This is a genomic window from Enterocloster clostridioformis (assembly GCF_020297485.1).
GTDB classification, from domain to species: domain Bacteria; phylum Bacillota; class Clostridia; order Lachnospirales; family Lachnospiraceae; genus Enterocloster; species Enterocloster clostridioformis.
Map to the genome: position 1 here is coordinate 286,170 of NZ_JAIWZC010000001.1, position 15,225 is coordinate 301,394.

Annotated in this window: 11 protein-coding genes and 1 other annotated feature; of the genes, 5 read left to right on the forward strand and 6 right to left on the reverse strand. The window is 52.8% G+C overall.

The window, feature by feature from the left end; genetic code table 11:
* The first annotated feature begins 219 nt into the window (after positions 1–219).
* Entirely contained in the window at positions 220–2,523 is a 2,304-nt protein-coding gene (locus LA360_RS01260; RefSeq protein ID WP_057572597.1) for a hydratase, read from the forward strand.
* Between the two features lie 30 nt (positions 2,524–2,553).
* On the forward strand, positions 2,554–3,894 hold the full coding sequence (locus LA360_RS01265; RefSeq protein WP_022200366.1) for a citrate synthase: 1,341 nt from the start codon (positions 2,554–2,556) through the stop codon (positions 3,892–3,894).
* A 132-nt stretch (positions 3,895–4,026) separates the two neighbouring features.
* Here the strand turns inward: LA360_RS01265 and LA360_RS01270 are convergent, their stop codons facing one another.
* The 3 genes from LA360_RS01270 to LA360_RS01280 all read right to left on the reverse strand — a co-directional run bounded on the left by LA360_RS01270 (position 4,027) and on the right by LA360_RS01280 (position 9,548).
* On the reverse strand, positions 4,027–7,248 hold the full coding sequence (locus LA360_RS01270; protein ID WP_022200365.1) for a UvrD-helicase domain-containing protein: 3,222 nt from the start codon (positions 7,246–7,248) through the stop codon (positions 4,027–4,029).
* A 79-nt stretch (positions 7,249–7,327) separates the two neighbouring features.
* The gene (locus tag LA360_RS01275) at positions 7,328–8,026 is read right to left on the reverse strand and encodes a hypothetical protein (RefSeq protein WP_022200364.1); all 699 of its coding nucleotides are present in this window, start codon (positions 8,024–8,026) and stop codon (positions 7,328–7,330) included.
* Positions 8,016–9,548 carry a DUF1538 domain-containing protein gene (locus LA360_RS01280; protein ID WP_057572598.1) on the reverse strand — a complete coding sequence of 511 codons (1,533 nt, stop codon included), beginning with the start codon at positions 9,546–9,548 and terminating at the stop codon, positions 8,016–8,018. Before LA360_RS01280 ends, LA360_RS01275 begins: the two co-directional genes overlap by 11 nt.
* Before the next feature lie 325 nt (positions 9,549–9,873).
* Positions 9,874–10,128: a binding site (T-box leader), on the forward strand.
* A gap of 106 nt (positions 10,129–10,234) precedes the next feature.
* Here LA360_RS01280 and leuS point away from each other — a divergent pair.
* Both leuS and LA360_RS01290 read left to right on the forward strand, forming a co-directional pair.
* Positions 10,235–12,649, forward strand: a complete 2,415-nt coding sequence (gene leuS / locus LA360_RS01285) for a leucine--tRNA ligase (protein ID WP_057572600.1) — start codon at positions 10,235–10,237, stop codon at positions 12,647–12,649.
* Between the two features lie 190 nt (positions 12,650–12,839).
* Positions 12,840–13,643, forward strand: coding sequence for a L,D-transpeptidase family protein (locus tag LA360_RS01290; protein WP_057572603.1), 804 nt, complete (start codon positions 12,840–12,842; stop codon positions 13,641–13,643).
* A gap of 57 nt (positions 13,644–13,700) precedes the next feature.
* Here the strand turns inward: LA360_RS01290 and LA360_RS01295 are convergent, their stop codons facing one another.
* Together LA360_RS01295 and LA360_RS01300 are read right to left on the reverse strand one after the other, a co-directional pair.
* Positions 13,701–13,982: a hypothetical protein gene (locus LA360_RS01295; RefSeq protein WP_022200360.1), complete on the reverse strand. Its 282-nt coding sequence runs from the start codon at positions 13,980–13,982 to the stop codon at positions 13,701–13,703.
* Between the two features lie 44 nt (positions 13,983–14,026).
* Positions 14,027–14,443: a hypothetical protein gene (locus LA360_RS01300; protein WP_002587730.1), complete on the reverse strand. Its 417-nt coding sequence runs from the start codon at positions 14,441–14,443 to the stop codon at positions 14,027–14,029.
* A gap of 136 nt (positions 14,444–14,579) precedes the next feature.
* Here LA360_RS01300 and LA360_RS01305 point away from each other — a divergent pair, with 136 nt between their 5' ends.
* Positions 14,580–14,732, forward strand: coding sequence for a hypothetical protein (locus LA360_RS01305; protein WP_170321120.1), 153 nt, complete (start codon positions 14,580–14,582; stop codon positions 14,730–14,732).
* A gap of 89 nt (positions 14,733–14,821) precedes the next feature.
* Here LA360_RS01305 and LA360_RS01310 read toward each other — a convergent pair whose 3' ends face one another.
* Positions 14,822–15,076, reverse strand: coding sequence for a hypothetical protein (locus LA360_RS01310; protein WP_002589210.1), 255 nt, complete (start codon positions 15,074–15,076; stop codon positions 14,822–14,824).
* Positions 15,077–15,225: the final 149 nt, after the last annotated feature.

Sequence of the window (15,225 nt, forward strand, 5' to 3'; positions counted from 1 at the left end):
TTTACACCGGCGCTTTCGTATGATAAAGTATTAGCATGTGACAGCAATGGACATGTCAGAGTCAATATGATTTACAATGCAAAAGTTGTGGTGACCACAATAAAAATACTGGACAAATCGAATATTTTGTTTTATAGTAATAACCAACGAATGTAAGGGGGCAGGCGGAAATCCAAGCCGAGCCCTTTTTCATAAAATCAGACACCAGGAGGTAATGAAATGGTATCATTGTATGACAGCGGTATTTATCTGGTTAACGGCACTGAAATCGTACCGGAATCAGAGAGCGGAAAGGTAAAGAAACTGACCGGCAAGGACGCGGACCAGGCATCTGCCAGGAAAGGGACCATTGCCTACTCCATTCTGGAGGCCCACAACACATCCGGTGACATGGAACATCTCAAGCTGCGGTTTGACAGCATGGCATCCCATGACATCACCTTCGTGGGTATTGTACAGACAGCCAAGGCTTCCGGCATGGAAAAGTTCCCGATTCCTTATGTATTGACAAATTGCCACAATACCCTTTGCGCGGTAGGCGGGACCATCAATGAGGATGACCACATGTTCGGTCTGTCCGCGGCGAAGAAATACGGGGGCATCTATGTTCCTCCACATATTGCGGTCATTCATCAGTACATGAGGGAGATGATGGCCGGATGCGGCAGAATGATACTTGGTTCCGACAGCCACACACGTTACGGGGCATTGGGAACCATGGCCATAGGTGAAGGCGGCGGTGAGCTGGTAAAGCAGCTGCTTAAGGATACATATGATGTGGCGTATCCGGGCGTCATAGCCGTTTATCTGGACGGCGCGCCGCAGCCGGGAACCGGCCCCCAGGATATAGCCCTGGCTATCATCGGAGCCGTGTTTAAAAGCGGATATGTAAAGAATAAAGTAATGGAGTTCGTGGGACCGGGCGTGGCTTCCATGACGACAGATTACCGCAATGGCGTGGATGTCATGACCACGGAGACCACCTGCCTTTCATCTATATGGAAGACGGACGATGATACGAAGGCATATCTGGCCAGGCATCACAGGGAGGAGGATTATAAGGAACTGGCTCCTGCGGATATGGCGTACTATGACGGCTGCGTATACGTGGACCTGTCCACGGTAAAGCCCATGATTGCCCTTCCCTTCCACCCCAGCAATACATATGAGATTGACGAGCTGAAGGCCAGCCTGAACGACATACTGGGCATGGTGGAGGCAGAAGCAGCCAAGGTATCGGGCGGCAAGGCATCCTTCACCTTGAGGGATAAGATTCAGGGAGGACAGCTTATGGTACAGCAGGCAGTCATTGCAGGCTGTGCGGGCGGCACCTATTCCAACGTGATGGAAGCTGCCCGTGTATTAAAGGGAAAGAACTGCGGCTGCGACGAGTTCTCCCTGGCGGTTTATCCGTCTTCACAGCCTGTCTTTGCGGACCTGGTAAAGAAGGGGGCTGTGTCCGACCTGATGGACGCAGGCGCCATCATACGGACTGCGTTCTGCGGCCCCTGTTTCGGCGCGGGCGATACTCCCTGCAACAACGGTCTGAGCATCCGCCATACCACCAGAAATTTCCCCAACAGGGAAGGTTCCAAACCGGGCAGCGGCCAGATGGCAGCGGTTGCCCTGATGGATGCGCGTTCCATTGCAGCTACGGCAGCCAACGGAGGAAAGCTTACCTCCGCGTGGGAGATGGAGGGCTGGGGCAATGTGCCTGAGTATGAATTTGACGGCATTTCCTATAAAAACCGGGTATACATGGGATACAACAAAGGCGACGGGGAAAGGGAGCTGGTCTATGGACCGAATATCAAGGACTGGCCGGAGATGAGCCCTCTGGCTGACAACATTCTCCTGAAGGTATGTTCTAAAATCATGGACCCTGTGACCACCACCGATGAGCTGATTCCCTCCGGCGAAACCTCATCCTATCGGTCCAATCCGCTGGGCCTGGCAGAATTCACCTTATCCAGAAGAGATCCTGAGTACGTGGGAAGAGCCAAGGAAGTGGATAAGCTGGAAAAGGCCAGGATTAGGGATGGCGCGGCAAAAGAACTGGAGCTGGAGCCTGCTTTGGAGAAGCTCTTTGACGCCATACGCGGCATTGAAGGCAATGAGAATGTAACGGTTCAGGACACGGAAGTGGGCAGCATGATTTATGCTGTAAAACCCGGCGACGGATCTGCCAGGGAGCAGGCAGCCAGCTGCCAGAGAGTGATCGGCGGCCTGGCCAATATCTGTAAAGAGTACGCCACCAAGCGTTACCGTTCCAATGTGATGAACTGGGGCATGGTTCCTTTCCAGATGGAGGAGGCTCCCTGCTTTGAGGTAGGAGATTATATTTATGTTCCGGGCGTAAGGAAAGCCCTGGACGGGAATTTAAAGGATATTAAGGCTTATGTGCTGGGAAAAGAGGGGAGCAGCATAAGAACCCTGGATTTATATATTGCGGATATGACGGCAGAGGAGCGGGATATTGTAAAGGCCGGCTGTCTGATTAACTATAACAGGGGCAGACACTGATGGGGATATTTGGGAAAGGAGTATGGGCGCATGGTTAAGGAAAGTTTTCTTGCACAGTTCTATGGGAAGTCGCAGAATTATACGGATATTCCTAACAAATGGTATAAAGAGTACAATGTAAAGAAGGGCCTCAGGAATGAGGACGGAACCGGAGTGCGGATAGGCCTTACCAGGGTGGCCGACGTTGTGGGATATGAGGAGGCAGACGGAGGAATCAAGGCTATTCCCGGACGGCTGCTCTACCGCGGTGTGGATGTACTGGACCTGGTAAAGGGAAAGAAGGAGAGCCATTTCGGATATGAGGAAACCTGTTTCCTATTGCTGTTTGGATATCTGCCGAAGAAAGCCGAACTGGAGAAGTTCTGCAATGTGGTGAGGCACTGCTACACCATTCCGGATGATTTCGTGGAAATGAACCTGCTGCGCTTTCCTGGTAAGAATCTGATGAATAAGCTTCAGGACGCGGTCCTTACCCTGTATAATTACGATGATGACCCGGATAATACGGACGTATACCAGACACTGGTCAAGGGCGTCAATCTTTTGGCAAAGCTTCCCTCCATTGCCTGCTACGCGTATCAGAGCAAGGTGCATTATTATGACAGGGAAAGCCTGTTCATTCATTATGCAAATCCGGAATATTCCATTGCCGAGAATTTCTTAAGCCTTTTGAGAAAGGACCAGAAATTCACGTCCAAGGAAGCAAATCTGCTGGATACCATACTCATGCTTCATGCGGACCACGGCGGCGGCAACAACTCCACCTTTACCAATGTGGTGATTGCCTCCACCGGCACTGACATCTATTCCACGGTATGCGGCGGCATCGGTTCTCTTAAAGGACCGCGCCACGGCGGCGCCAATATCAAGGTGGCGGAGATGATGGACGCCGTGCTGGCTGAAACAGGCGGCTATGATGCGGACGATAAGAAAATCCGCCAGTCCGTAGAGAAGCTGATGGCAGGAGAGCTCTATGACCGTTCCGGCCTTGTATACGGCTTCGGCCATGCTGTTTACACGGTGTCCGATCCCCGTGCGGAGGTCTTGAAGGCCTGCTGTATGGAGGTGGCCAAGGAGCAGAAGCATACCAGGGAGCTGGACTTCTACATCCGTTTCGAGCGCATTGCCAAGGAGGTAATGGAGGAAATCAAGGGTAAGGCCCTTCCAACCAATGTGGATTTCTACAGCGGGTTTGCATATGGTATGCTGCGGATTCCAAGGGATTTATATACACCTCTGTTTGTGTGCAGCCGCGTTGTGGGCTGGGTGGCCCATAATATTGAGAATAAGTTGTATGACGGCCGCATTATGCGTCCGGCAACCAAGTATGTAGGCGACAATATGGATTATGTGCCTATGCCAGAGAGATAGGATGCCCGGTATTGCCATTCCGGTTTCCTGATATATGTGAATATGTGAAAAGACCTGATGCAGCCATCTGTGTGGCATGCGTCAGGTCTTTTGGCATTGAAGTGAAAAGCCGGCGTCCCGGTACTCAAAAGCTTACATGAAGTCAAAGAGGCTCAGCTGCTTCATCCCGCTGCCGGGTGCCTGGGCCTTTTCATCGCGGCAGGCATCTTTGGGAAGCTCCTCTAAGAACGGGGAGGGTTCCTCTGAGGTGGTGAGAATTAATTCGTCTCTGGCCCTTGTCATGCCCACATACATAAGACGGCGTTCCTCATACGGATCCATAGGTCCCTTTCCTGTTTTAAGGGGAAGGATTCCCTGCTTTAAGCCATAGAGAAAGACAACCGGGAATTCCAGGCCCTTTGAGGCATGAAAGGTCATGAGCGTCACTGCATCGGAGGGGCGGGAGTCCTGGCCGCTTCGCTTCAGGTCGTGGGCCTGTCCAAAGGCCAGTGTGTTCAGCATATCCTCCATGGTCTTGTGAAAATAGGACATGCAGACAAAGGTGTCCATGGACTTGTCTGCACCCAGTCCCAGGCATGAAATCCAGTTCTCCAAAAGCTTCCAGGGCTTGTCTTTTTTTAGTCTTGGCAGGAACCGTTCCTCCAGGCCTCTGTAATCAGCGGAAGGGGAAATGCGCTTTCTGCAGAGCTCCAGCGTGTCCCCATCTATCCCGGACTGTCTAAGCAGGGCTCCGAAAAAGGAGATGGTACCCTGGACAGCCGGATGATCCAGATAATCCTCCCTTCCTGCTACCACGTAAGGGATTCCCTCCTTTTGCAGGCATTGCTCCAGCAGGCGGGCCTGATGATTGGTGCGGTAGAGGACGGCAATGTCGGAAAAGCTCCTGGCAGTATCCCGCAGGCCGGGAGCCTGGCTGTGGGCATCCAGCATGTCGATGCCGCCGATTATGCGGTTGATTTCCTTGGCAATAAAGATGGACTCAGACAGACTGGTTTCCGCCGTCACCAGACGCACCGGATCGCCATGTGGACGGACGGCCGCAAGCCTGCGCTCACCGCCCGGATTGCGGGAGATGAGAAAAAGGGAGGCGGAGAGTATCTCCGGGGTGGAGCGGTAGCCGGCGGTAAGCCGTATGACGCTGGTTCCCGGAAAATCCTGTTCCAACCGGTCGAAGCACCGGCTGTCAGAGCCCCGGAAGCCGTAGATGGACTGATCCGGGTCACCGATGACAAAGAGTTCCCGTCCGCCTTTATTCCATGCCTTGATGAGCTGGTACTGGACCGGGTTGATGTCCTGGAATTCATCTACCAGCAGATAGGAAAAATGCTGCTTTCTGTATTCTGCTCTCTGCTCCTGCCGGAGAAGGCGCAGCATGTTGAGAAGAAGGTCGTCGAAGTCCATAAGCTTCCTGCTGTCCAGCGCCTGCTGGTACCGGGCTGCCGATTCCGGTGTCAGGGTAAAGCCGGTTTCCCCGGCGGAGCCATCGGCCATTTGGGCTTCGATGCCTTTAAGGGCGGACAGCCCTGCCTTGTGCAGAGAGACGGCAGTGAGAAACTGCCTGACCGTGCAGGCAAGTTCCAGGGCTGCTATGGTTTCCCCGGCGCATTCTTCCGCCTGGCCCTGGTCTGCCAGGGACAGCTCTATTCCGGACTGGGCTAACAGCCGGTAGCAGAGGGAGTGGAAGGTCCCGACCTGCATCTGGTTCAGGCTGCGCTTGCCGGGCAGCGCCTGGCGGATTCTCTGGGTCAGCTCTTTCGCGGCCTTGTTTGTAAAGGTGACGGCTGTAATCTCAGAAGGTTTTACGCCCCGATTCCCAATAAGGTATTCAATACGCGAAACCAGTGTCTTTGTTTTTCCTGTACCCGGACCGGCTATGACGGCTGTTACCGGAAACACGGACTCCACGGCCTGCTGCTGGTCCTGGTTCAGGGCAGAGGAAGGCATGGAAACAGTCGGGATATTTGAGACGGCTGTTTCGCGGGAGGCGGGTGTGCCGTGGGGGGCCGATGGGCCAGATGTGCTGCCGGAACCGGCAGCTTTGCCGGATAACGCTGTATAGGCCGATAGGTCCTCTTCCTCTGTATCAAACGTCATGCACAGCTGCCCCTCCACATTGTTAAGCTCTGCTGACTGGAACAGACACATGGTCCCGTACTCGCCGTCGTAGCCGGGCCTCCACTGGACCTTGCCGTCCCTGAGATGGCGTATGCCTTCGGCTGTCAGGGCTCCGGCCACATGGCTGATGTCCTCCAGCGGGGCCTGGCGCAGAATATAAAATTCATTGCCCAGTTCCTCCAGCAGGTGCTCATACTGCCTGGAAACCTTTACGCTGGAGGGGGAGGACCCCACGGAGGAGGCAATGACCTCGCCCAGGGGCACCAGATTTTCAAATGGACGTCCCTGGGGCAGCAGGAAATCTTCGTCCCGGTCGGCCAGCTGTTCAATCCGGTGAAGTACGCCTGTGGTCAGTTTTCTGCCGCAGACAGGACATATGCCGTTGTATTTTCTGGCCTGGGAGGGACTGAGGCAGAGATGGCATTTCCGGTGGCCGTCAAAATGATATTTGCCCTCTTCAGGAAAGAATTCAATGGTCCCCCTAAGGCCCTCGCCCCTCTGAATGGCGCCGTAGAGCCCTGCATAGGACATGGGGATGTCAAAAAGGCTGGCCTCCCTGCCCAGTTTGGCTGGAGAGTGGGCGTCAGAGTTGGAGATGAGCTGAAAGGAATCAAGGGCTGACAGTCTCCGGTTCATGGCCGGATCAGAAGACAGTCCTGTCTCCAGGGCATGAATCTGGGGAGTCAGCTCCTCATAGCACTCTTCAATGGTATCAAAACCGGAAAAAGCCCCGAACAGTGAAAAATGCGGAGTCCAGATGTGGGCCGGAACATAGATGGCATCCGGGCATGCCTCCAGTGTTATGGCCAAAAGGTCGTGACAGTCCAATCCCAGGATGGGGCGTCCGTCCGAATGTATGTTGCCGATGGCCTCCAGCCGCCTGGAAAGGATTTCGGCCGCTTCCAGGCCGGGCAGAAGGATAAGGCTGTGTACCTTGCGCACACGGCCGTTTTTCTTGTATATGGAGCTGATTTCCCCGCTGATAACAAAACGTGGGCTGCTCTGGCCCAGTATGGCCGGGCGCTGTAAGGAATATTCCTTTTTAAGCATGTAAAGACCCGGCTCGGCGGGCTCCAGCTTTTCAGCCAGCTCCGCCCTCCAGGCCGGATGGGTGAAGTCTCCCGTACCTACAATGTTAATTCCCTTTTTTCCCGCCCATAAGTCCAGATGCTCCGGCGTAAGCTCCTTGCTGGTGGCCCTGGAGTAGCGGGAGTGGATATGTAAATCACCAATGTACATTGCGATGCACCTGCTTTCCTTTGATAATATTTATTATAAAGGATTCATCCTAAAAAGAAAGCGGTTTTTTCTGCCATCATCAGCCGGCCAGTCCCTCCACTGCATCCACGGGCAGGGAAATTGCCACTGCATGTTCTCCGGTTTCCTTCATTACGGTTTCGCATATGGCCTTTAGTATGGGGATCCTTAAGTCCGCAGGGGTCAGGATCAGCAGTATGGCTTTTTCCTGGGAAAGGGTCATGCCGAACAGCTTTTTGCCGGCATCGGTACCTATTTCCCTGGCCTTTATCAGAGTGCCGCCCTGACAGCCGGCCTTTCTGGCGGCCTCCATAACCGGCGCGGACAGGTCGGTGTGGATGACGGAAGCAATTAATTCATAGGAATGGGAATTTGTCATGGAAATATCCTCCTTGTGTTCTGCGGTGTGGCTGTTTGGGGCGGTCTGGTCTTCATGCCGGCTTAAAATGTCCATGGCAGCGAGACTGATGCCTGAAAGGGACAGAGTGAAGGCTATGCCGTGTCCCGGCTTGTAAAATTCCATTTCCCGGCCAAGGGCATGGAGCAGGCGGTCCGCGTCCGATTTGTTTGAAAGGCCCAGAACCAGGTCCTTCTCAGGCTCATCCAGTCCCAGACAGTCCATGACAGCCGAGCTGGCTGTGCCGTGTCCCCTGACTGCCAGCAGTATTTCATGGTTGTATGTATGGAATATGGAAGCCGCCCTGTTTCCGGCTCCCCTGTTTACGATGGCGGCTGCCAGTTGTATGCTTTTATGGCTCATAAGGCTCCTCCTCTAAATTAATGAATTCCTGGTTCATATCCACCACAGGATGTCTGGAAACAGCTTTCTCCCTGCGGGTTTTCAGCTCATAGGACAGTCCGATAAGCTGGATGATGATGAGAGGAGTCATGGCTACCATGGCCACGATGCCAAAGGCGTCAGTCAGGATATTGCCGCCCAGGGCCTCGCAGGCGCCCATGCACAGCGGAAGAAGAAAGGTGGCTGTCATGGGGCCGGATGCGACTCCTCCTGAGTCAAATGCAATGGAGGTAAAGACCGGGGGTACCACAAAGGAAAGCCCCAGAGCCAGGGCATAACCTGGCAGCAGAAAGGCCATGAGAGGCAGTCCTGTGATGACCCGGAACAGGGAAAGGCCCAATGACAGGGCCATACCGATGGAAAGTCCGGTCATCATGGTCTTTTCGGATATGCTTCCTCCGGTCACGTCCGCCACCTGCTTGTTCAGCACCTGTACGGCAGGCTCTGCCTTGACGATGTAATAACCGATGAGCATGGCTACGGGCACCAGAATCCAGCGGTAGGGAAGGGATGCCATCTGTTTTCCCAGATAGCTTCCGGCGGGCATGAAGCCCACATTTACACCTGTAAGGAACAGCGTCAGCCCGATGTAGGAATACAGCATTCCAACCAGAATCTTCACCACCTGGCGTTTGCGCATATTCAGGAAAAATATCTGAAAGAGCAGGAAAAATGCCAGGATGGGGAACAGGGCTGTGAATACTTCCGCAGCATAGTGGGGGAGTTCACTCTGGAATGCCAGCCAAAGGTCCTGGGAATTGCTGATGCTGGGAATGGTCATGGGCTCATAGGAGCCGGAAGATGACTGGAACAGAAGTCCCAGTATCATGACGGAGAGGATGGGTCCGATGGAACAAAGGGATACCAGCCCAAAGCTGTCGCTGTCCGCGTTTTTTCCCTGACCGATGGAAGAAAGTCCCACGCCCAGGGCCATGATGAAGGGAACCGTAATAGGTCCTGTTGTCACACCGCCGGAATCAAAGGCTACAGCAAGAAAATCACCTGGAATATAGAAGGCCAGGATGAAGAGAATGATGTAGCAGACCAGGAGGATGTGGGAAAGGCTCCAGCCGAAGAGGGAGCGAAGGAATGCCAGTGCCAGGAAAAAACCGACTCCTGCGGCTACCGTGAGGATGAGCACCATGTCAGGTACTGCCGGTGTCTGTCTGGCCAGGACCTGCAGGTCCGGTTCGGCCACTGTTACCATGGCGCCTATGATGATACATGCGATGACGATGACCGGAAGCTTCGTTGCCCTGGCCAGCTGCGCGCCTACCTTTTCTCCAATGGGCATCATGGCCATATCCACTCCCAGGGTGAAGAATCCCATCCCTATAATAAGGAAGGCTGCCCCCGCCAGAAACAGCATCAGCGGGTCCAGGGGAATGGGGGTGATGGTGATCCCGAGGATTAATACAATGCAGGTAACGGGCAGCACAGATGATAAGGATTCTGTGATTTTTTCTTTTAGCTTCTGATTCAATAAATTACCTCCTGTTGTCCGTTATTTATGTTAACATATATAATTTAGCTTAACATAAGGACAAACGGAAAGGCAAGAGAAGGGACCGTTAGAATTATGTTAAGAAATTCATTGAATCCAGGACCCTGGGACCGGCAAAGCCCTCGCGCCATGAGACGCCGGCAAGATGGGCCAGAGCAGCCAGGCCGGTGAGACGGTCCGGGGAGACAAAGCGCTCCAAGACAGCTTATAAGGCAGCCTGGTCAGAGACAGCGGCAGGGGCAGGGGATTTTTTGTCGGGTAACAGTTGACACTGTTTGGGAAATATGTTAAATTAAGAATCAGTGCAAATACGCAGATAGGGAAGAGTAGACAACCGGATGGATGCAGAGAGCCGGCGGCTGGTGAGAGCCGGTGACGGATGGTTGTTGAACTGGCCCTGGAGTAGCCTGCCCCAACGAGGAAGGACCACCGGAAACGGGGACCGGGAGCCAGTAGGACAGGACGGAGACCTTACCGTTATAAGAGGATTAAGCGCATGCGTCAGACAGCATGAACCAGAGTGGTACCGCGCGGGGATTTTCAGCCTTGCGTCTCTAGCAGTAGAGGCGCAGGGCTTTTATATTTCACAAAAACCACGGGGAGGCGGTATGCTGTCTGGATAAAGGGGAATCATCCCCTTAGATAACCAATGGAGGAATGAGATTATGGCAACACAGTACAACCACAGCGCCATTGAGAAAAAGTGGCGTGAGAACTGGGAAGAGAAGCCCATCAATGTGAATGATGGCAGGAAGGAAAAGTATTACTGTCTGGATATGTTCCCATACCCCTCAGGCAGCGGCCTTCACGTAGGACACTGGAGAGGATATGTGATTTCCGATGTCTGGAGCAGGTATCAGCTTTTAAAGGGCAAGTATGTCATTCATCCCATGGGGTGGGATGCCTTCGGCCTTCCTGCTGAGAACTACGCTATCAAGATGGGCGTTCATCCGGCTAAGTCCACGGAGGCAAACATCAGGAATATCAAGCGCCAGATCAAACAGATTGCGGCAATTTATGACTGGGATATGGAAGTGAACACCACGGACCCGGATTTCTATAAATGGACCCAGTGGATTTTTGTCCAGATGTTCAAAAAGGGGCTGGCCTATGAGAAGGAATTCCCCATTAACTGGTGTCCTTCCTGTAAGACCGGACTGGCAAACGAGGAAGTGGTCAACGGATGCTGCGAGCGCTGCGGCACCACGGTTACCAAGAAGAATCTGCGCCAGTGGATGCTTAAGATTACTGCTTACGCAGAGCGCCTGTTAAATGACCTGGATAAGCTTGACTGGCCTGAGAAGGTCAAGAAGATGCAGACTGACTGGATCGGCAAGTCATACGGCGCGGAGGTGGATTTCCCCATTGACGGGCGTGAGGAGAAGATTACCGTATACACCACCAGGCCGGACACCCTTTACGGAGCCACCTTCATGGTACTGGCTCCGGAGCATGCTCTGGCTAAGAGCCTGGCAACCGATGAGACAAGGGAAGCAGTGGAGAAGTACATTTTCGATTCATCCATGCGTTCCAATGTAGACCGTATGCAGGCAAAGGAAAAGACCGGCGTGTTTACCGGAAGCTATGCAATCAATCCTCTAAACGGCGCAAAGACACCTATCTGGCTGTCTGATTATGTGCTGGCTGATTACGGTACGGGCGCCATCATGTGCGTGCCTGCCCACGATGACAGGGACTTTGAGTTTGCCAGGAAGTTCGGCCTGCCTATTGTACAGGTAATCGCAAAGGACGGCAAGGAAATCGAGAACATGACTGAGGCATATACAGAGGCAAACGGCATCATGATTAATTCCGGGGATTGGAACGGCTTAGAGTCTGCTGTCCTTAAAAAGGAAGCGCCTTACATGATTGAGGAAAAGGGCTTTGGCCATAAGACGGTCAACTATAAGCTGAGGGACTGGGTATTCTCACGCCAGCGTTACTGGGGCGAGCCTATCCCCATCATCCATTGCCCCAAGTGCGGCTGCGTGCCTGTGCCTGAGGACCAGCTGCCGTTAAAGCTTCCCGAGGTGGATAGCTACCAGCCCACAGGAACCGGCGAGTCACCTCTGGCCGCCATTGACGAATGGGTCAACACCACCTGTCCTGTCTGCGGCGCTCCCGCCAAGAGAGAGACAAATACCATGCCCCAGTGGGCTGGTTCCTCCTGGTACTTCCTGCGCTATGTGGACAGCCACAACAAGGAAGATCTGGTATCCAGGGAAAAGGCAGACAAGTATCTTCCGGTGGATATGTATATCGGCGGCGTGGAACACGCGGTGCTTCATCTGCTGTATTCACGTTTCTACACCAAGTTCCTGTGCGATATCGGCGCCATTGACTTTGACGAGCCTTTCAAGAAGCTGTTTAACCAGGGTATGATTACCGGCAAGAACGGCATTAAAATGAGCAAATCCAAGGGAAATGTGGTTTCTCCCGACGATTTGGTGAGGGATTACGGCTGCGATTCCTTAAGGCTTTACGAGCTGTTCGTGGGACCGCCGGAGCTGGATGCGGAGTGGGATGACCGGGGCATCGAGGGCGTATCCCGCTTCCTGAACCGTTTCTGGAACCTGGTGATGGACAACAAGGATAAGGATGTGAAGGCGTCCAAGGAAATGATAAAGCTGCGTCATAAGCTGGTATATGACATTGAATACCGCTTTAACCAGTTCAGCCTCAACACCGTGATTTCCGGTTTCATGGAGTATAACAATAAACTGATAGAGCTGGCCAGGAAGGAAGGCGGAATTGATAAGGAGACCCTTAAGACCTTCGTGATACTTCTGGCACCCTTTGCCCCACATATCGGAGAGGAGCTGTGGCAGCAGTTAGGCGGTACCGACAGCGTATTCCATGCACAGTGGCCGGAATGCGATGAGGAGGCCATGAAGGACGATGAGATCGAAGTGGCTGTCCAGATTAACGGAAAGACACGCGCCGTCATCAGCATCAGTGCGGACAGTTCCAAGGAAGATGCCATTGCCGCGGGCAGGGAAGCGGTGAAGGAGAAGATGACCGGCAATGTGGTGAAGGAAATTTACGTGCCGGGAAAGATTATCAATATTGTGTGTAAATAAATCAGATTCCGCATATCCGCGGGATGACAAAATGCCTGCGCAGCCGGTAACACATGGGCTGGGCAGGCATTTTTACGCAGGAGTTCCCGGCTGTTTCCATTCCGGGAAATGTAAGAAAAAAGAAATAACATTTCCTGTTATTGCAGGTTATAATAGGAAATGGACAAAACACGATATTGAGGTGACGGCGATGAGACATGAAAGAAGAGTATTAGGCAGGGCAGCGGCGGCGCTGGTTCTGACAGGCGTCATGATGGCAGCGGGAAGTCTTACGGCCATGGCTGCCGGCAGCACAGGCGCGGGTACAGCCCCTGACCCTAAGGAGCAGGGGCCGGGAGTAATGGCTGTTTCGGAAGCAGAGCCTGAGGAAAAGGGAGCGGCAGTGGAGAACGGAATCATACAGCCCCAGAATCTGGAAGGAGCAAAGGATGCGGACCAGCTGGTGGTGGTAGTGGGCACCGGCGGCTGCGGCGCGGATGTATATTATTATAAGAAGTCAGGGGAAGCATGGGAGATGGCCTGGAAGGAGGCCGGCATCGTAGGCAGAAACGGCATTACGGACCAGAAGGCAGAAGGAGACGGCAGCACGCCTTCCGGTACATATGGATTTACCATGGCCTTTGGGCTCAGGGAAAATCCGGGCAGCATCCTGCCCTACCATAAGATCGCAAAAGGCGATTACTGGGTGGATGATTCAGCCAGTCCCTATTATAACAAGCTGGTCAATACATCACAGGTTGCAAAGAACTGGAATTCCGCAGAGAACATGGCGTCTGCCTCCCCATACTATAATTATGCCCTGGCATTGAATTATAATGAGGCATGTGAGCCCGGAAAGGGATCTGCCATCTTTCTTCACTGTTTTACCGCATCCAGGGATAATGGCTCCGCGGGCTGTATCCGCCTGCCCCAGGAAAGGGCAAAGGAGCTGGTACAGTCAGCCACAGAGCGCACTAAGATTGTGATTGCGCCGGATTTGGAACGGTTAAAATGATTCAGGGTAAAATGACTCACGTTAAAATGATTCCATAAGGCAGAGGCAGGGGCGCCATCAGCGCGGCCCTGCCATTTTTTTGGAAAGCATTTTTAATAAATCAATTTTCTTTTTCTCAGAGGGAGGCATCCTGGAACTGAGGATGTTGACCAGAAGGTCTGTCTCCCTGTCGTTAAACTGTACGCCCTTTTGCCTGGCTTCCATGTTAATGGTCATGAATACCTCCATCAGGTTGTTTTTGTCTGAATGTTCGATCCGCTCCGCAAATTCAGTGAGCATGGCCAGTTTATCTTTGTTCATGGCCTTGAGCCTGGGGTCCTGTTTCCAGCTGTTATCCATAATTATGTAGTCCTTTCTGTAATGGGGTTCAGTGATTGGCCGTATCAGGCCATGGCCTGCATGGCAGTGAATATCATTTCCATGGTCTCAAAACGGGATTGCTGCTCCGGCGTCAGGAACCTGCGCAGCTGCTCCATGGGAGTCTGGCCTTCCATCAGGGTTTCGGCCATGTCAATTATATCCTGCTCCATGGGATTCCCATATGGACGTATGGCCTTCAGCAGGTCGCGCAGGGAGCCTTTGCCCTGGGGACGGTCCAGGGAGCAGATGCCCATGGATGCTACCTCCTCAGTCTCAAAAAGCTCCATTGTTTTTCTCAGTTCCTGAGCTTTGACAAACAGGGAGATGGCCTTTTGTTCGGGAACGCCCAGGTAGGGGAGGGAGGCCTTGATCATTTGCAGATGGTGGTCGCCTATGAGATAGTCCAGGTCGGTTAGTTTATAGTCATCAGATGGATTCATGTATTTCCACCAGCCTTTTCTTTCTTTGCTTCCAATTTATGCAGGAGGAGCCTGTTGCATGCCACTTATTTTCCGGCACAATGAGCCAAAGCCTGGACACTGCATATATTATAAGTATGGAAGGAGAGTGAAATCCATGTACAGCCGTTTGATTATAGATGGAAATGCAGTATATGAAATAGATGAGGAATGCTTAAAACAGAGACAGGGAAGAAAGGGGTATGGGGGTAAGAACCGGGGTACGAAAAGCCCTTTTTCGCCCCGGGAGACAGGTGAGGCCGGCAAGTAAGCCCGGCTTCCCCGCAAGAAAAAACAGGGAGTGGTGAAGCACTCCCTGTTCCTTCGATTCTTTGGTGAAGGATTTCTTAGAGGTGGAAATTAGCAGCAGAAGCCACCGCCACCGCCGCCACAGCAGCACAGGATTAAGATGAGCCAGATAATATCTCCGCATCCTCCTCCACAGCCGCACCCACAGCCACAACCGCCACCGCAGTCGTTATGTCCGAAGCCACCGCCGCCACAGCAGCACAGAATCAGGATAAGCCAGATGATATTGCATCCGCATCCGCTGCCTCCTGTTCCACATCCGCATCCACAGTCACAACTGCAGTTTGTTGCTGCTACATCACTCATGTTAATTCCTCCATATAAAGTTTAATTACACTGTATCATATGAAGCCCTGCTTGCTCATGTTTCCACAATTTGATAAAATTTAGTAAATTTTTGTTGGTACAAGGCAGGGATATATAGTATAATGTCGGCAGGCATGATACTGCGCGGA

Excerpts from the sequence above, each read along its gene's own strand:
- LA360_RS01275 (WP_022200364.1), bottom strand. The coding sequence starts at position 8,026 with ATGAGCCATAAAAGCATACAACTGGCAGCCGCCATCGTAAACAGGGGA.
- LA360_RS01265 (WP_022200366.1), top strand. The coding sequence starts at position 2,554 with ATGGTTAAGGAAAGTTTTCTTGCACAGTTCTATGGGAAGTCGCAGAAT.
- LA360_RS01290 (WP_057572603.1), top strand. The coding sequence starts at position 12,840 with ATGAGACATGAAAGAAGAGTATTAGGCAGGGCAGCGGCGGCGCTGGTT.
- leuS (WP_057572600.1), top strand. The coding sequence starts at position 10,235 with ATGGCAACACAGTACAACCACAGCGCCATTGAGAAAAAGTGGCGTGAG.
- LA360_RS01260 (WP_057572597.1), top strand. The coding sequence starts at position 220 with ATGGTATCATTGTATGACAGCGGTATTTATCTGGTTAACGGCACTGAA.
- LA360_RS01310 (WP_002589210.1), bottom strand. The coding sequence starts at position 15,076 with ATGAGTGATGTAGCAGCAACAAACTGCAGTTGTGACTGTGGATGCGGA.
- LA360_RS01270 (WP_022200365.1), bottom strand. The coding sequence starts at position 7,248 with ATGTACATTGGTGATTTACATATCCACTCCCGCTACTCCAGGGCCACC.
- LA360_RS01300 (WP_002587730.1), bottom strand. The coding sequence starts at position 14,443 with ATGAATCCATCTGATGACTATAAACTAACCGACCTGGACTATCTCATA.
- LA360_RS01305 (WP_170321120.1), top strand. The coding sequence starts at position 14,580 with ATGTACAGCCGTTTGATTATAGATGGAAATGCAGTATATGAAATAGAT.
- LA360_RS01295 (WP_022200360.1), bottom strand. The coding sequence starts at position 13,982 with ATGGATAACAGCTGGAAACAGGACCCCAGGCTCAAGGCCATGAACAAA.